Raw genomic sequence first — 14,950 nt, forward strand, 5'->3', positions numbered from 1 at the left:
TCCTAAGCCGGGATCTTATCTTGTTGGTTTTCCGGCGCGGCGGCGATAAATGCCGGCAGCCGGGTACAGGCGTCATAAACCGCCTGGCAGCGCGGATAGTGGCTGAGATCGCAGCCCATCCTCAGGGCGTTGGCCCACTGCGGCACCAGGCAGCAGTCCGCCAGGGTAGGCGCATCGCCCACGCAAAAATCGCCGGATTTCGCGTGGCGCAATAGCTGCTCGACGGCGCTGAATCCCTGCTGGATCCAGTGCGCATACCAGCGTTTTTTCTCCTCTTCGCTTACCTTTAGCTCGTCGCCAAGGTAGCGTAAAACGCGCATGTTATTAATGGGATGAATATCGCAGGCGATGGCGTAAACGATCTCCAGTACCCGCATCCGCGCGCTGTCCGCCTGGGGCAGCAGCAGCGGCTGCGGATAGTGCCGGTCCAGCCAGTCGGCAATCGCCAGCGACTGGCCGAGAGATTCGCCTTTGTCGGTAATGAGCGTCGGCACCAGACCGACCGGGTTCAGCCGCCGGTACTCCAGCGCGTTCTGCTGGCCGATGCGGATGTTAACGCCGACGCTCTGGTAGTCGATGCCTTTCAGCGCCAGCGCAATCCGCACGCGGTAGGACGCTGAGCTATTAAAAAAACTGTACAGCTTCATCATTCACCTCACACCACGCGCACGGCGATTGGCGTCAGTCCATCGACGTTGCCGGTGATGACATCGCCTTTCACCACCGCGCCGACGCCTTCCGGCGTGCCGGTGAAAATCAGATCGCCGGGCTGCAGCTCAAAGAAACCGGAAAGATAGCTGATGGTTTCGTTAACCGACCAGATCAGGTGGCGAATATCGCTGCGCTGATGATCTTCCCCGTTTACCTGCAGCCAGATTCCGGCCTGGCTCACGTCCGCCGTATCCGCTTTATGCAGCGGCGCAATCGGCGCGGAAAGGTCAAAAGCTTTACCAATCTCCCACGGACGGCCCATCTGGCGCATCTCCATCTGGCGATCGCGGCGGGTCATATCCAGCCCCGTGGCATAGCCCCAGATATACTCATGGGCCTGCTCCAGCGGGATATCGCTTCCCCGCTTGCCAATCGCCACCACCAGCTCAATTTCGTAGTGATAGTTATCGGTTTGCGTCGGATACGGCAGGTTCAGCGTTTCTCCCGCGGCGACGGGCACCACCGCATCGGCAGGCTTGCAGAAGAAGAACGGCGGTTCGCGATCCGGGTCAAAGCCCATTTCACGCGCGTGAGCGGCGTAGTTGCGGCCCACGCAGTAAACGCGGCGCACCGGGAACTGCTCATCGCTGCCGACAACCGGAACGCTAATCGGAGCCTGGGGTGCAAAAACGTATTGAGTCATGATTCGATTCCTTATTCTTAATTTTTAATAACGCGCTTCGCGGAACAGGCCGAGCGCTTCCTGCACGGGACGGTCCGAAAAGCTGAATAACACGCTATCTTCGGCGGAGATAAAAGAGACGGCGTGCCAGGTCGGCACCACGAAGATATCTTTTGCCTGAAAAGCGAAGGTCTGTTCGCCAATGGTGACCTGGCCGCTGCCTTCCACCACGTGATAGACGGTACTGTCGGTGGTTTTCGCCGCTCGCGAGGTAAACCCTTTCGGTAACAGCTGCAGGAAGGCGCCCATCGACGGCATCGGGTAGCCGCCGGTGACCGGGTTGACGTAGCGCATCTTATAGCCATCCCACTCGTCGGCATCGCCCATCCGCGTCAGATCGTGCAGCGCTTCGCGGCTGCGGTCGTAGCGATAGTTAAAGATGGGCGAAGAGTTACCGGACTGATGGCGCAGCGGCAGCATGTTGGCGGCGTAGCGCGGCAGATAATCCCCCTCTTTGCGGGTCACCGGCTGCTGATCTTGCGGATAGTCCTCCGCGAAGCCGCAGCCCAGATAGTTCACCAGCGGCAGATCGAGGCCGTCGAGCCAGATAACCGGTTCGTTGCCGGGGTTGCCGTGATCGTGCCAGCGCCACTGCGGCGTCAGAATAAAGTCGCCGGCGCGCATGGCGGTCCGTTCGCCGTCAACGGCGGTAAACGCCCCTTCGCCTTCCACGACAAAGCGCAGCGCCGACTGGTTGTGCCGATGGCTCGGCGCCACTTCGCCGGGCATAATCAGCTGCAAACCCGCGTACAGCGAGGAGGTAATCGACGACTGCCCGCGCAGCGCCGGGTTTTCCAGCACCAGCACGCGGCGTATCGCCTCTTTCGCGCCAATCAGCTTGCCGCTTTCCAGCAGCAGCGGGCGAATCTCCTGATAATTCCAGTAAGCCGGCGCGCAGGTGGCGTTCGGCGTTTTCGGCACCAGATGGTGCAGCGATTCCCAAAGCGGCGTCAGGTTTTGCCCGGAAATATGCTGGTAAAACTGCTGACGGCCGTTATTTGCTTCCGTGGTGGACTGGGACATAAGCGTTCTCCTTATTTATTCACAATGCCTGCGGAAGGCAGCGCGGCGGGTACAGAAGTCGGGTTGCGGACGGCAAGCGTCAGCAGGATAAGCATCACGGCGCTCACAACGGCCGGGACGGCGATAACAAAAAACAGGGTATCGAATGAGAAATTCATCGCCATCATCACACCGCCGGAAAGGGAGCCAACGATGGCCCCGCAGCGGCCAACCGCGTTTGACCAGCTCACGCCAGTCGCGCGGCTTTGCGTGGGATACAGCGTTGCGGTTAGCGCATTCAGCCCCACCTGCGAGCCGCTGATGCCGATGCCGGTGCCGAAAATCGCCAGCGCCATCAGCCACAGGCCGTTCTCGCTCAGGCCAATCATGACGATACACACCGCCCCGAGGCCGTAGCTCAGCGCCAGCACCCGATAGGGATTGAAGCGATCCATCAGCACGCCGAGCAGCAGCGCGCCAAAGGTGCCGCCAATCTGGAAGGCGGCGGTGACCCACGAAGCGTGCTGTAAATCAATGCCCCGATGGTTTAGCAACGTCGGCATCCAGCTGGAGAGCAGATAGATAATCAGCAGGCTCATAAAGAACACCACCCATAGCATTAAGGTGATGGCCAACTGACGCCCGGCGAACAGCTGGCTGATACTGCCCTTCGCCCCTGCGGCAGGTTCATCAAGCCAGAAATGCGTGTCGTTATAGCGCTCGCCGGTAATGGCGCCGACGGTTCTGGCGATCGTCGCCTGCGGCAGCTGGCGACGGATCTGCCAGCGCGGAGACTCGGGAAGCAGAGGCACCAGCGCCACCGCCAGTATCAACGGTAAAACGCCGCCGAGCACCAGAATGCCGTGCCAGCCGATCAGCGGCACCAGCTGTGCGCTGACCACGCCGCCGAAGGCGGAACCGAGGGTGAACCCGCAAAACATCAGGGTTACCAGCGCCCCGCGCCGCCGGGCAGGCAAATATTCCGAGGTCATGGTGATGGTATTAGGCATTGCGCCGCCGAGGCCGAGGCCGGTCAGAAAACGCAGGAACACCAGCATTTGCAGATCGGGGGCAAACGCGGAAAGCAGGCTGAACAGGCCGAACAGGGCGACGCAAAACTCAATCACCCGTTTGCGGCCAAAGCGGTCGGAGAGCGGGCCGCAGAGCAGCGCCCCGGCGGTCAGGCCCAGCAATCCCGCGCCAAATAACGGCGCGAGGTCGCCGGCGGTGAGCTGCCAGTGGCTGCGGATATCCGGCGCGATAAAACCAATCGCGGCGGTATCAAAGCCATCGAGCATCACCACCAGGAAACAGCAGATAATCACGCGCCACTGTCGGGCGCCGACCGGCGCGGCGTTGAGCAGCTTCTGTAATTCAAGTCGTTGAGTCATCGTTATGCCTCAGTGCAGGTAGGGGTAGGTGTTGTATTTATTTCTTTTATGTTGCGAGTTTGTAACTCAGGCAATGAAATGTACAATGGTATTTCGGGCATAGACATAACCTGGAGGTTATCGCTAATGGCGGACTGGACGCAGAAAGTGAAGCTGCACCATTTACAGATGCTGGTGGCGCTGGGGGAGCAAGGCAATCTCACGCAGGTGGCGAAAATGATGAACATTACTCAGCCCGCGCTCTCCAAATGGCTCAGCCAGTTTGAAGACGAAGTCGGCATGGTTTTGTTCGAACGCCATAGCAAAGGCCTGCGCCCGACCGAAGGCGGGAAGCTGCTGCTTCAGCACGCCCAGCGGCTGATTAACGATATGTCGCGTTCGCAGTATGAGATCGAGCGTTTTAAGCAGGGCGGACAGGTGGGCAGCCTGATGATTGGCTGTTCGCCGGTGGCGACCGACTGCGTCTCGCAGGCGATCCTCGAACTGCTCAAAGAGATGCCGACCCTGCACCTGAATATCGAAGAGAAGGTCATGACGCCGCTGCTTAACGATCTGCTCGCCGGCGTGGTGGATGTGGTTGTCGGACGCGTCGGCGGACGGGCGCTGGAGCTGCCGCTGAGCTACCGGGTGCTCTACACCGAACCGGTCTGCTTTGTCGCCCGTCCCGATCACCCGCTGGCCCAAAAATCGCGGTTAAGCTGGGCCGATCTCTCCCCCTGGCGCTGGATCGTCTGGCCCACCGGCACGCCAATTCGCCTGAGCATCGACAACGCGCTGGTGGATAACGGCGTGATGCTGCCGGAAAACACCATTGAGTCCGCCTCGATGAACGTCACCAGCAACCTGCTGCAGAGCAGCGATATGGTCTCAATTCTCTCCTTGCGTCTGGCGCAGCGCTACGCCGCCCAGCACCAGCTGGCGATTCTTAATTTGCCGCGCATTGAACAAAAAGGTAGCGTTGGGGTGTTCTGGCGAAAAAGTGAAACGCCCTCGCTGGCGCTGAGCCGGTTTCTGCACTGCCTGTCGCTGCAATCTACGCTCTGATAGCCGTCCGTTTTGCTGTTCCCCCTCTCTATTGCAGGTATGCGTAGAATTCATGATGTGATCGGTAGCACATTTTTGGCTTTAATTGTATGATGAATGCGGTTCATCAAGGGTTATTACCATGAGTAAATCACTGATTATTGTCTGGCAGTATCTGCGCGCTTTCGTGCTCATCTACGCCTGCTTGTATGCGGGCATTTTTCTCTCTTCGCTCCTGCCGATCGCCATTCCCGGCAGCATTATTGGCATGCTGATTCTGTTTTTTCTGCTGGCGCTGCAGATCATGCCGCCACAGTGGGTTAACCCCGGCTGCAACATCCTGATTCGCTATATGGCGCTGCTGTTTGTGCCTATCGGCGTCGGCGTCATGCAGTACTGGGATTTACTGCGCGCGCAGTTTGGCCCGGTGGTGGTGTCCTGCGCGATAAGCACGCTGGTGGTCTTTTTAGTGGTCAGCTGGAGTTCACACCTGGTTCACGGTGAGCGCAAAGTGGTTGGACAAAAAGGAAGTGAAGAATGATCCATGAAATCTGGTGGTCGCTGCCGCTCACTCTTGTCGTCTTTTTCCTTGCCCGCAGGCTGGCGGCGCGGTTTAAATTTCCGCTGCTTAACCCGCTGCTGGTGGCGATGGTGGTGCTCATTCCTTTTCTGCTGATAACCGGCATCTCCTACGAGCGCTATTTCCTCGGCAGCAAAATTCTTAACGATCTGCTGCAGCCGGCGGTGGTGGCGTTGGCCTTTCCTTTGTATGAGCAGTTGCACCAAATCCGCGCCCGCTGGAAGTCAATCATCACCATCTGCTTTATCGGCAGCGTGGTGGCGATGGTCACCGGTACCACCGTTGCCCTGTTGATGGGCGCAACCCCGCAGATTGCCGCCTCTATTTTGCCGAAATCGGTGACGACGCCGATTGCCATGGCGGTGAGCAGCAGCATTGGCGGGATTCCGGCGATCAGCGCGGTGTGCGTGATTTTCGTCGGCATTCTCGGCGCGGTCTTTGGTCACACCCTGCTGAATGTGATGCGCATCCGCACCAAGGCCTCGCGCGGCCTGTCGATGGGGACCGCATCCCACGCCCTGGGGACCGCCCGTTGCGCTGAGCTCGACTATCAGGAAGGGGCGTTCAGCTCGCTGGCGCTGGTGCTTTGCGGGATAATTACCTCGCTGGTCGCGCCGTTCTTATTTCCGCTTATTTTAGCGGTGGTTGGATAAATGTGATTTTAATCACATTTTTAAATGCAACACGAATTAGTTGCAGTGACAATGAGATGTTTATCACATATACAGGCTGTCACCCCCCGTACACTAGATTTCCATTACATTGTTATGAGGCAACGCCATGCACCCACGTTTTCAAGCTGCTCTTCCCCAACTGGCGGCGGACCTGCAAGCGGCCATCGCCCCGATGCTGACCGATCGGCATTTCCCGGCCCTGCTGAATGCAGACCAGGTTGCGGCGCTGCAAAGCGCAACGGGACTGGATGAAGACGCGCTGGCCTTTGCTTTGCTGCCGCTGGCGGCGGCCTGCGCGCGGGCCGATCTTTCCCATTTTAACGTCGGCGCGATTGCCCGCGGCATCAGCGGTACCTGGTACTTCGGCGGCAATATGGAATTTCTCGGCGCCACTATGCAGCAAACCGTGCACGCCGAACAAAGCGCCATCAGCCATGCCTGGCTGCGCGGCGAAAAATCCCTGCGGGCGATTACCGTTAACTATACTCCCTGCGGCCACTGCCGACAGTTTATGAACGAGCTGAACAGCGGCCTGGCGCTGCGCATCCACCTCCCCGGTCGCGAGGCGCATTCGCTGCAGCACTATTTGCCGGACGCTTTCGGCCCGAAAGATCTGGACATTAAAACCCTGCTGATGGACGAGCAGGACCACGGCTTCCCGCTCAGCGGCGACGCGCTGGCTCAGGCGGCGATTCAGGCGGCCAACCGTTGCCATACGCCTTACAGCAATTCGCCCTCCGGCGTAGCGCTGGAGCTGAAAGACGGCACCCTTTTCACCGGCAGCTATGCCGAGAACGCCGCCTTTAACCCGACGCTGCCTCCGCTGCAGGGCGCGCTGAATCTGCTGAGCCTCAACGGATACGATTACCCGGATATCCAGCGCGCAATTCTGGCCGAAAAGGCCGATGCAGCGCTTATCCAGTGGGACGCCACCGCGGCGACGCTGAAGGCGCTGGGCTGCCATAATATCGATCGCGTACTGTTAGGTTAGTCACATTCTGCGGGCCAAACGGCCCGCACTGTTGAAAATCCCCGCAATTAAACGACGGTTTCTTGCGCTTGCCCGACGGGTAAAGTAGCCTGAAGCTTCCCTCATCCACTATTGAGCCAGGTTCATGTTAAAGCGTGTGTTATACAGCCTGTTAGTCCTGTTCGGCTTGCTGCTGTTAACCGTGCTGGGTCTTGACCGCTGGATGAGCTGGAAAACCTCTCCCTATATTTACGACGAGCTGCAGGACCTGCCCTATCGCCAGGTCGGCGTCGTGCTCGGTACCGCTAAGTACTACCGTACCGGGGTTATCAACCAATATTATCGTTACCGGATTCAGGGCGCGCTGAACGCCTACAACAGCGGCAAGGTGAACTATCTGCTGCTCAGCGGCGATAACGCGCTGCAAAGCTATAACGAGCCGATGACCATGCGCCGCGATTTGATTAAAGCCGGCGTCGATCCGGCGGATATCGTGCTGGACTATGCGGGTTTTCGTACGCTCGATTCGATTGTTCGCACCCGTAAGGTCTTCGATACGAACGATTTTATTATCATTACCCAACGCTTCCACTGCGAGCGGGCGCTGTTTATTGCCCTGCATATGGGGATTCAGGCGCAGTGCTACGCGGTACCATCGCCAAAGGATATGTGGAGCGTTCGCCTGCGCGAGTTCGGCGCCCGCTTCGGCGCGCTGGCGGATCTCTATATTTTTAAACGCGAGCCGCGCTTTTTAGGCCCGCTGATCCCCATCCCCGCGCAGCAGGAAGTTCCCGACGGCGCGCAGTCCTATCCGGCGGTCACGCCCCAGCAGCTGCTGGAGCTGCAGAAAAAAGAGAAGTAGCCTCGTTATCTGGCAAAGAGGGGTTCATGATAAGCAATAAATGGCCGATGCAAAGGCGCGCATCGGCCATCTATTGAGGACGCTATTGCAAATCTTTACCGTATTTAGGAGAGCGAGGGCCGTACAGCATCCCTGCTGGCGCGGCAGGCGTGAGCAGTCGCGCATCGGCAATACCCGCGACCTTATAGCTTCTGTCGGTCATGGTGTTGACTATCTGGTCAACGGCCGCCTGGATAAGCATGCCTAAAAGCGAACCGCCGCTACCGTCACTTTCGCTGCTGGAAGCCACCGCGCTGCCTTTCCATAATAGTTTTCCGTTACGAATATCCACCAGCTCACCGGAAACGGCGACGCGGGTATCGCTGTTGATAACCTGATACGATGTCCCATATTCCGTGACCTTAAGATAGAGCACAGCGTCAGCGCCAAAAATTTCTCTTAGCTTTTGATGGCTGACACCGTGCATTTCTTCACCATTCACGACGCCATTTTGTTTAAAGGTGTTATCAACGACGGCAACAGGGAAAACATAATATCCCGCCTCGGCAAGCGGCAGCGTGACCTGCGAAAGGACCCCATAGCCCGCTTTAACGTCCGGTGATTCGTTTTTCGGCAGCAGGACCAGAATACTCTTCGGTTTACTCTGCCTGAATGCCGTGTAGTCATAGGATTTTTTCGGCGCGCAACCGCTCAACAGTAGGGTCAGTAATAAACCCGCGCATATTACATATAACTTTTTCATGCTTTGCCTCCCTGCATTTTCTTCAACAGAAAATCCATAAACTGGCTGGATTCAGGAAACAGCCGTTTCTCCTGTTCAAATTCTGTTTTTGCCAGCTCCGGATGACCGGTATCGATATATAACATCCCAAGATGCGCATGCAGTCCCGGAGGAACAGGAAGCGCCTGCGCCCGCGCTTTTTCAATATCTTTTTTTAATGTTTCGATTTGCTCTTGTGGCCCCATATCCAGCGCGTAATACTCATAAACCACAGGCTGATATTCATTCCAGCTATAGAGGGGTTTAGGGCTTGTCGCACAACCGCTTATCACCGCCACGGCGAGCAGAATTAAAACAGAACGGATAATATTCATTTTTAACATCCATATTATGATTTAAAGCGACATTTCACCGTACGTACACGGGAAATGTCGAAATCAGAACGATTATTTAGCCGGTGTCCACGCACCGCTTTCGATACCTGCAACCAGATTATTTACGGCTTCGCGGATAGCGAGATCCAACACTTTTCCGTTTAGCGTGGAGTCATAGCTGGCGGTACCGCCGAATCCGATCACTTCGCGGTTAGAAAGCTCAAATTCCCCGGCACCCTGCGACGAAAAAACGACTTCGGATGTCTGGACATTCACGATATTAAGATTCACTTTGGCATAGGCAATTTGGCTCTTCCCTCTTCCCAGGATGCCAAATAATTGATGGTCGCCGACTTCCTTGCGCCCAAATTCGGTCACGTCCCCCGTCACCACGTAGTCAGCGCCCTTCAGCGTCTGGCGGGTCCCTTTTATACTGGCTTCATTCTGCAACTCGGCCATATTACTCCGATCGAGAACATTGAATCGCCCGGTTTGTTGCAAATGTGTTATGAGAATTGTTTTTGACTGATTACCCAAACGATCGACGCCATCAGAGAATACGCCATTCATATAGCTGGAGCGGTTATCAAACTTACCCACTGAAATTGGGCTGCGAGCGCCGTGGTAAGGCGTATTCCAGGTCGTCACCTTAGCGACTTCGAGTGAGCGGGATGATTCTTTTGCACAACCGCTTAATAATACGAGGCTTCCGAAGCCTATCACAGCTATCATTTTCTTTAACATTCGAGGGTTCCTTTCCATTATCAAAACAGCAAATGAGCATAATATCCTTAGTTTGCGGAAAAATACATAAACACATGTTTACATTTTGCCAAAAATAGTAACGTATTCCAGATATGAAAAAACCAACGGCTATTGGCACCGCAATATTAATTTTCGTGATCCCGTCCCGCGCAAATAAAAAAAGCTGCCCGCAGGCAGCTTTTTCCGAGAGAGAAACTTACTTCTTCCGCGCGTACTTCAGCGAATCCAATGCTACAGCGAAGATAATAATCGCCCCTTTGATAATGTACTGCCAGTACGGGTTCACGCCGATATAGGTCAGACCGTAGTTGATGACGGTGAAGATAATCACCCCGGTCACCACGCCGAACACGGTGCCGACCCCGCCGCTGAACGATACGCCGCCGACCACGCAGGCGGCAATCGCATCCAGTTCATACATAAAGCCAAGGTTGTTGGTCGCCGAACCGATGCGTCCGGCTTCCAGCAGGCCGCCGAAGGCGTAGAACACGCCGGAGAGCGCATAAATCATCAGCAGGTTCAGAGCGACGTTGACGCCGGAAACCTTCGCCGCTTCCGGGTTGCCGCCGATAGCAAAAATGTTTTTGCCAAAGCGGGTCTTGTTCCACAGGATCCATACGAAGAACACGGCAATCAGTGCATAGAAGGTGATATACGACAGGCGGAATGAACCCAGCGCCACAAACCCCTGGGCAAACTGCGAGAAGTGGCTATCGAAGCCGGAGATCGGCGACGCGCCCACAAAGTCGTAATACAGGGAGTTGATACCGTAAACGATGATCATCGTGCCGAGGGTGGTGATAAACGGCGTCACGTTCAGGTAAGCAATGATAATGCCGTTGATAAGGCCAATCACCGCGCCGATCGCGCACACCAGCAGGATAACCAGCGGAATCGGCATCGTGGCCATTTCCGGGAAGACCTTATTGGCGTTGTCCACCGCCTGCAGCATGGTGGCGGCGATAACCGCCGCGAGGCCGACCTGACGTCCGGCTGAAAGGTCGGTACCCTGAGTGACAATCAGCCCGGCCACGCCGAGCGCGATAATAATACGCACCGAAGACTGGGTCAGAATATTACTTAAGTTCAGCAAGCTTAAGAAAGTCGGATCCTGGAAAATAATAATAGCCAGTAATACTAAAAGAACCACGTAAATCCCACCTTCTTTCAAATAGGTGAGAAAACTCTTTTTATTTAACGCACTCATGAGGAGCCCCTGATCTTAAAGGTGCAACGACGCAAGACGGAGAATTTCGTTTTGCGTGGTGGTTTTAGTCTCAACAATTCCGGCAACGAGACCATTGCTCATTACCAGAATACGGTCAGTAATACCCAGTAGCTCCGGCATCTCGGAGGAAATAATAATGATCCCTTTGTCTTTTTTTGCCAGCTCGGCGATCAGCTGGTAAATTTCGAACTTCGCCCCAACGTCAATCCCACGCGTGGGTTCATCGAGCATCAGTATTTCCGGCTGGGTTAATAGCCAGCGACCGATAATAACTTTCTGCTGGTTGCCACCGGACAACGAACCAATTTGCGTGTGCTGCCCCGGGGTTTTCACGCGCATCGAATCAATCACCCATTGGGTATCGCTTTTCATGCGTGAATTATCCAGCAATCCGACCTTATTCTTGTATTTTTTAATATTGGAGATCAGCGAGTTAAAACCGATATCCAGGTAGGCATAAATTCCCGTCGAGCGGCGCTCTTCGGTCACCAGCGCAAAGCCGTGGTTGATGGCTTCATTGGCGCTATGGTTGTTAATCTTCTTACCGTGCAGCCTGATCGTCCCGCCGGCCTTCTCGCGAATGCCGAATAACGTCTCGACGATATCGGTACGTTTCGCTCCGACCAGCCCGGCAATCCCCAGAATTTCGCCTTTGTGCAGATCGAAAGAGATATCGCGAATCGACGGCTGGCGCAGCGAGGTTAAATTGCGCACCTCAAGAATCACCTCGCCCGGCTTATTTTCCTTGTTCGGGAAGCGCTGATTGAGGGAGCGGCCTACCATCATCGCGATGATCTTATCCATATCCAGCCCTTCCAGCGGCTGGGTGGCGATCCACTGGCCGTCGCGCAGGATAGTAATTTCATCGCACAGCTGGAAGATCTCTTCCATTTTGTGGGAAATATAGACAATGCCGCAGCCGCGCTCTTTCAGCTTGCGGATAATTTTAAACAGATGATTGACCTCTTTTTCAGTTAACGAAGAGGTCGGCTCATCCATAATGACAATTTTGGCGTTATAGGAAAATGCCTTCGCAATTTCAATCATCTGCATTTGCGATACCGATAGCGTACCGACGCGAGCGCGCGGGTCGATATCAATATCCAGCTCATCGAAAATCGCTTTGGTATCACGATACATTTTGTCCTGATCGACAAACACGCCTTTGGTGGGATAACGTCCCAGCCACATGTTATCCATCACCGAACGCTGTAAGACCAGGTTTAATTCCTGATGAACCATTGAAATACCGTTTTCCAGGGCTTCTTTAGCCGAATGGAAATCGATCTCTTGTCCCTGAAAAAGAATACTGCCGGAATCTTTTTGATAGATCCCAAATAGGCATTTTAATAATGTTGATTTGCCCGCGCCGTTCTCCCCCATTAAGGCATGAATAGAGTGGGGACGAACCTTGAGGTTCACATTATCGAGAGCCTTGACGCCAGGAAACGATTTGTTGATGTTGGTCATTTCCAACAAATATTCGCCTGACCGTTCGCTATTATTGCTGACCATAGTTATACCTGGCTGCGTGCGTGCATACCCCTGCCGACGAATTAACGACGAACAGGGACGGGTTCTGTATCAGGAATAATCGGGCGTACAGCGCGCACGCCCGCAGCTTATTAAGCTATTACTTACCGATAAATTCGCTCAGATTGTCTTTATCAACGCCCACGTACGGTACGCGGACAATCTTATTTTCAATTTTCCAGTTAGTGCCGGCAGCCGGTTCTTTCCCATCGGCGAGATTTTTCGCCAGATCGAAGGTGGCTTTCGCCTGGTTGTTGGCATCGTTCAGCACGGTACCCGCCATAGCGCCGGATTTAACCAACGCTAACGCTTCCGGCAACGCATCGACGCCGAACACCGGGATGCTGCTCTTATTGTGGGCCTTCAGCGCTTCTACCGCGCCCATGGCCATTGCATCGTTGTTGGCGATCACGACTTCAATTTTGTTGGCGTTCGGGCCAGACAGCCAGGCATCCATCTTATCTTTCGCCTGTGCGGTGTCCCACATGGCAGTGTCTAAGGCCAGCTGCTGGGTTTTGAAGCCCTTGTCGTTCAGCTCTTTAATCACGTAGGTGGTACGCGCTTCCGCATCCGGATGACCCGGTTCGCCTTTCAGCAGGACAAACTGAATCTGGCCGTCTTTATTCAGATCCCAGTTCGGGTTCGCTTTCCAGTGTTTGGCAATCAGGTCACCCTGAATCACGCCGGACTCTTTTGAATCGGTACCGACATAGTACGCTTTATCGTAGCTATCCAGCGCCTTACGGGATGGCTCTTTGTTAAAGAACACCACCGGTACGTTCTGGCCACGGGCTTTATCGATGACCGTCCCCGCCGCCGCCGGGTCAACCAGGTTAATCGCCAGCGCCTTCACGCCTTTTGCCAACAGGACGTCAATCTGATCGTTCTGCTTGGACTGGTCGTTTTGCGAGTCATTCATGAGCAGCTGAACATCCGGCGCCGATTTGCCGTCTTTCTCAATTGCCTTGCGCACCACCGACATAAAGTTGTCGTCGTATTTATAAATCGTCACGCCGATACGCGTATCTGCTGCGTGCGCCGCGGCGCCGAATAACATGCTGGCCATTACAGCAGACAGGGTTAACACCTTCTTATTCATGGAATCTCCGGTTTTATTATGCAGGGTCTTTGGTGTGAAAATGGCTGGCGAGCGTTACATTAATGTTACTGCACAGCGACATTCACGACTGTAATTCTGTCTTCCGTGTAGGGTAACGCTCCTGAAAAACGGCTTTATTCATCGTTTAACGCCGATTACTGCTGTAAAAGTGATTAATCACCGTGACATAGTATGTTCAGACTTGTAAACGCAGCAATCATAGTCAGCTTAATGTTAACAAACTGTGAAATCACTCACATATTGAAAGCGGTTACATCAGGCAGATAATTAGTTAGTGATCGGCCCCACAATTTGCCTCTGCGCCACCGAATGTCGGCGCACCAGCGTCGGCATAAAACAGTGGCTGGCCTCACGATCCAGCTTCCCCGCCGCCCCCTGTAGCGCCAGCTCGGTCGCCAGTTTCGCCATCGACATAATCGGGTAGCGCACCGTCGTCAGCTGCGGATCGGTGTAACGGGAAATGGGGATATCATCAAAACCGATCAGCGAAAGATGCTGCGGTACGGCAATGCCGTTATCTTTAAGCGTCGTGAGCGCGCCGGCCGCCATGCTGTCGTTATAGGCGAAGACCGCGGTCAGACCGAGGTTGCGCCCCAGCAGCTCGACCATCGCCGCCTCGCCGCCCTGCATATCAGGCGACCCGGAACCCACCCAGCTTTCGGGAGCGACAATGCCGTGCTCATGTAACGCTCTGAACCACCCTTCCCGCCGTAAATCATCATCTTCGATACCGTGATTGGAAGAGAGATAGCCGATGCGCTGGTGGCCATGATTGAGCAGCATGCGGGTCGCCATCAGCGCGCCGCTGACGTTATCCAGCCCAACGCAGCGGTGGGCGTACCCCGGCACGATGCGGTTAATCAGCACCATTCCCGGCATATGCTCCATAAAATCCCCCAGCTCCGCGTCGCTCAGCGCTTTAGAGTGGACGATCAGCGCCGAACAGCGCTGGCGAATAAGCACCTCGATGGCGTTGCGCTCTTTTTCCGCTTCATGATAGCTATTGCCGATAAGCACATATTTATGATGCTGCTGGGCGACGGTATCAACCGCTTTCACCAGCGCGCCAAAAAAGGCGTCCGACACGTCCATCACCACCACGCCGATGGTATCGCTGACCTGCGTCGCCAGCGCCTGCGCGTTGGCGTTCGGCCGATAGCCCAGCAGCGACACCGCCTTCATTACCGCTTCTCGCGTATCCGGGCTCACCAGCGCGCTGTTATTCAGCACGCGCGAAACCGTCGCGACGGAAACACCCGCCTGGCGGGCGACATCACGAATGGTGATCATACTCACCGACCTGTAGAGCATTGC

Annotated in this window: 16 protein-coding genes; 5 read left to right on the plus strand and 11 right to left on the minus strand. The window is 55.3% G+C overall.

Annotation, left to right across the window (positions count from 1 at the left end):
- Nucleotides 1-2: 2 nt before the first annotated feature.
- Genes maiA through BWI76_RS19590 form a run of 4 tightly spaced genes read right to left on the minus strand, consistent with a single transcriptional unit; the run spans nucleotide 3 to nucleotide 3,786 of the window.
- A complete protein-coding gene (gene maiA / locus BWI76_RS19575) occupies nucleotides 3-647 on the minus strand; it encodes a maleylacetoacetate isomerase (protein WP_004870419.1) in 645 nt (214 codons plus the stop codon).
- An 8-nt stretch (nucleotides 648-655) separates the two neighbouring features.
- Complete coding sequence (locus BWI76_RS19580) at nucleotides 656-1,354, minus strand: fumarylacetoacetate hydrolase family protein (RefSeq protein WP_004870417.1); 699 nt, start codon at nucleotides 1,352-1,354, stop codon at nucleotides 656-658.
- Nucleotides 1,355-1,378: 24 nt separating this feature from the next.
- A complete protein-coding gene (gtdA, locus tag BWI76_RS19585) occupies nucleotides 1,379-2,416 on the minus strand; it encodes a gentisate 1,2-dioxygenase (RefSeq protein WP_004870415.1) in 1,038 nt (345 codons plus the stop codon).
- Nucleotides 2,417-2,427: 11 nt separating this feature from the next.
- Nucleotides 2,428-3,786: an MFS transporter gene (locus BWI76_RS19590; protein WP_004870412.1), complete on the minus strand. Its 1,359-nt coding sequence runs from the start codon at nucleotides 3,784-3,786 to the stop codon at nucleotides 2,428-2,430.
- A 126-nt stretch (nucleotides 3,787-3,912) separates the two neighbouring features.
- On the opposite strand from BWI76_RS19590, the gene BWI76_RS19595 reads away from it, so the two are divergent.
- From BWI76_RS19595 to sanA, 5 genes are all read left to right on the plus strand, one after another.
- A complete protein-coding gene (locus tag BWI76_RS19595; protein ID WP_004870410.1) occupies nucleotides 3,913-4,830 on the plus strand; it encodes a LysR family transcriptional regulator in 918 nt (305 codons plus the stop codon).
- Between the two features lie 121 nt (nucleotides 4,831-4,951).
- Nucleotides 4,952-5,350: a CidA/LrgA family protein gene (locus tag BWI76_RS19600; RefSeq protein WP_004122849.1), complete on the plus strand. Its 399-nt coding sequence runs from the start codon at nucleotides 4,952-4,954 to the stop codon at nucleotides 5,348-5,350.
- Complete coding sequence (locus tag BWI76_RS19605; protein WP_024359205.1) at nucleotides 5,347-6,042, plus strand: CidB/LrgB family autolysis modulator; 696 nt, start codon at nucleotides 5,347-5,349, stop codon at nucleotides 6,040-6,042. The genes BWI76_RS19600 and BWI76_RS19605 overlap by 4 nt, the downstream gene beginning before the upstream one ends.
- A gap of 127 nt (nucleotides 6,043-6,169) precedes the next feature.
- Nucleotides 6,170-7,054 carry a cytidine deaminase gene (gene cdd / locus BWI76_RS19610; protein ID WP_004870408.1) on the plus strand — a complete coding sequence of 295 codons (885 nt, stop codon included), beginning with the start codon at nucleotides 6,170-6,172 and terminating at the stop codon, nucleotides 7,052-7,054.
- A 124-nt stretch (nucleotides 7,055-7,178) separates the two neighbouring features.
- Nucleotides 7,179-7,895: an outer membrane permeability protein SanA gene (sanA, locus tag BWI76_RS19615; RefSeq protein WP_004122854.1), complete on the plus strand. Its 717-nt coding sequence runs from the start codon at nucleotides 7,179-7,181 to the stop codon at nucleotides 7,893-7,895.
- 82 nt (nucleotides 7,896-7,977) lie between these two features.
- Here sanA and BWI76_RS19620 read toward each other — a convergent pair whose 3' ends face one another.
- The 7 genes from BWI76_RS19620 to galS all read right to left on the minus strand — a co-directional run bounded on the left by BWI76_RS19620 (nucleotide 7,978) and on the right by galS (nucleotide 14,926).
- Nucleotides 7,978-8,637: a DUF799 domain-containing protein gene (locus BWI76_RS19620; protein ID WP_024359207.1), complete on the minus strand. Its 660-nt coding sequence runs from the start codon at nucleotides 8,635-8,637 to the stop codon at nucleotides 7,978-7,980.
- The gene (locus BWI76_RS19625; protein ID WP_004870406.1) at nucleotides 8,634-8,990 is read right to left on the minus strand and encodes a DUF4810 domain-containing protein; all 357 of its coding nucleotides are present in this window, start codon (nucleotides 8,988-8,990) and stop codon (nucleotides 8,634-8,636) included. The genes BWI76_RS19620 and BWI76_RS19625 overlap by 4 nt, the downstream gene beginning before the upstream one ends.
- 72 nt (nucleotides 8,991-9,062) lie before the next feature.
- Nucleotides 9,063-9,734: a CsgG/HfaB family protein gene (locus BWI76_RS19630; protein ID WP_004870404.1), complete on the minus strand. Its 672-nt coding sequence runs from the start codon at nucleotides 9,732-9,734 to the stop codon at nucleotides 9,063-9,065.
- Nucleotides 9,735-9,951: 217 nt separating this feature from the next.
- On the minus strand, nucleotides 9,952-10,962 hold the full coding sequence (gene mglC / locus BWI76_RS19635; protein WP_004122861.1) for a galactose/methyl galactoside ABC transporter permease MglC: 1,011 nt from the start codon (nucleotides 10,960-10,962) through the stop codon (nucleotides 9,952-9,954).
- 15 nt (nucleotides 10,963-10,977) lie between these two features.
- The gene (mglA, locus tag BWI76_RS19640) at nucleotides 10,978-12,498 is read right to left on the minus strand and encodes a galactose/methyl galactoside ABC transporter ATP-binding protein MglA (RefSeq protein ID WP_004870402.1); all 1,521 of its coding nucleotides are present in this window, start codon (nucleotides 12,496-12,498) and stop codon (nucleotides 10,978-10,980) included.
- Between the two features lie 118 nt (nucleotides 12,499-12,616).
- A complete protein-coding gene (mglB, locus tag BWI76_RS19645) occupies nucleotides 12,617-13,615 on the minus strand; it encodes a galactose/glucose ABC transporter substrate-binding protein MglB (RefSeq protein ID WP_004852665.1) in 999 nt (332 codons plus the stop codon).
- A gap of 288 nt (nucleotides 13,616-13,903) precedes the next feature.
- On the minus strand, nucleotides 13,904-14,926 hold the full coding sequence (gene galS / locus BWI76_RS19650; RefSeq protein ID WP_004870397.1) for an HTH-type transcriptional regulator GalS: 1,023 nt from the start codon (nucleotides 14,924-14,926) through the stop codon (nucleotides 13,904-13,906).
- Nucleotides 14,927-14,950 lie beyond the last annotated feature (24 nt).

The organism is Klebsiella sp. M5al (assembly GCF_002090195.1).
Lineage (GTDB): Bacteria > Pseudomonadota > Gammaproteobacteria > Enterobacterales > Enterobacteriaceae > Klebsiella > Klebsiella grimontii.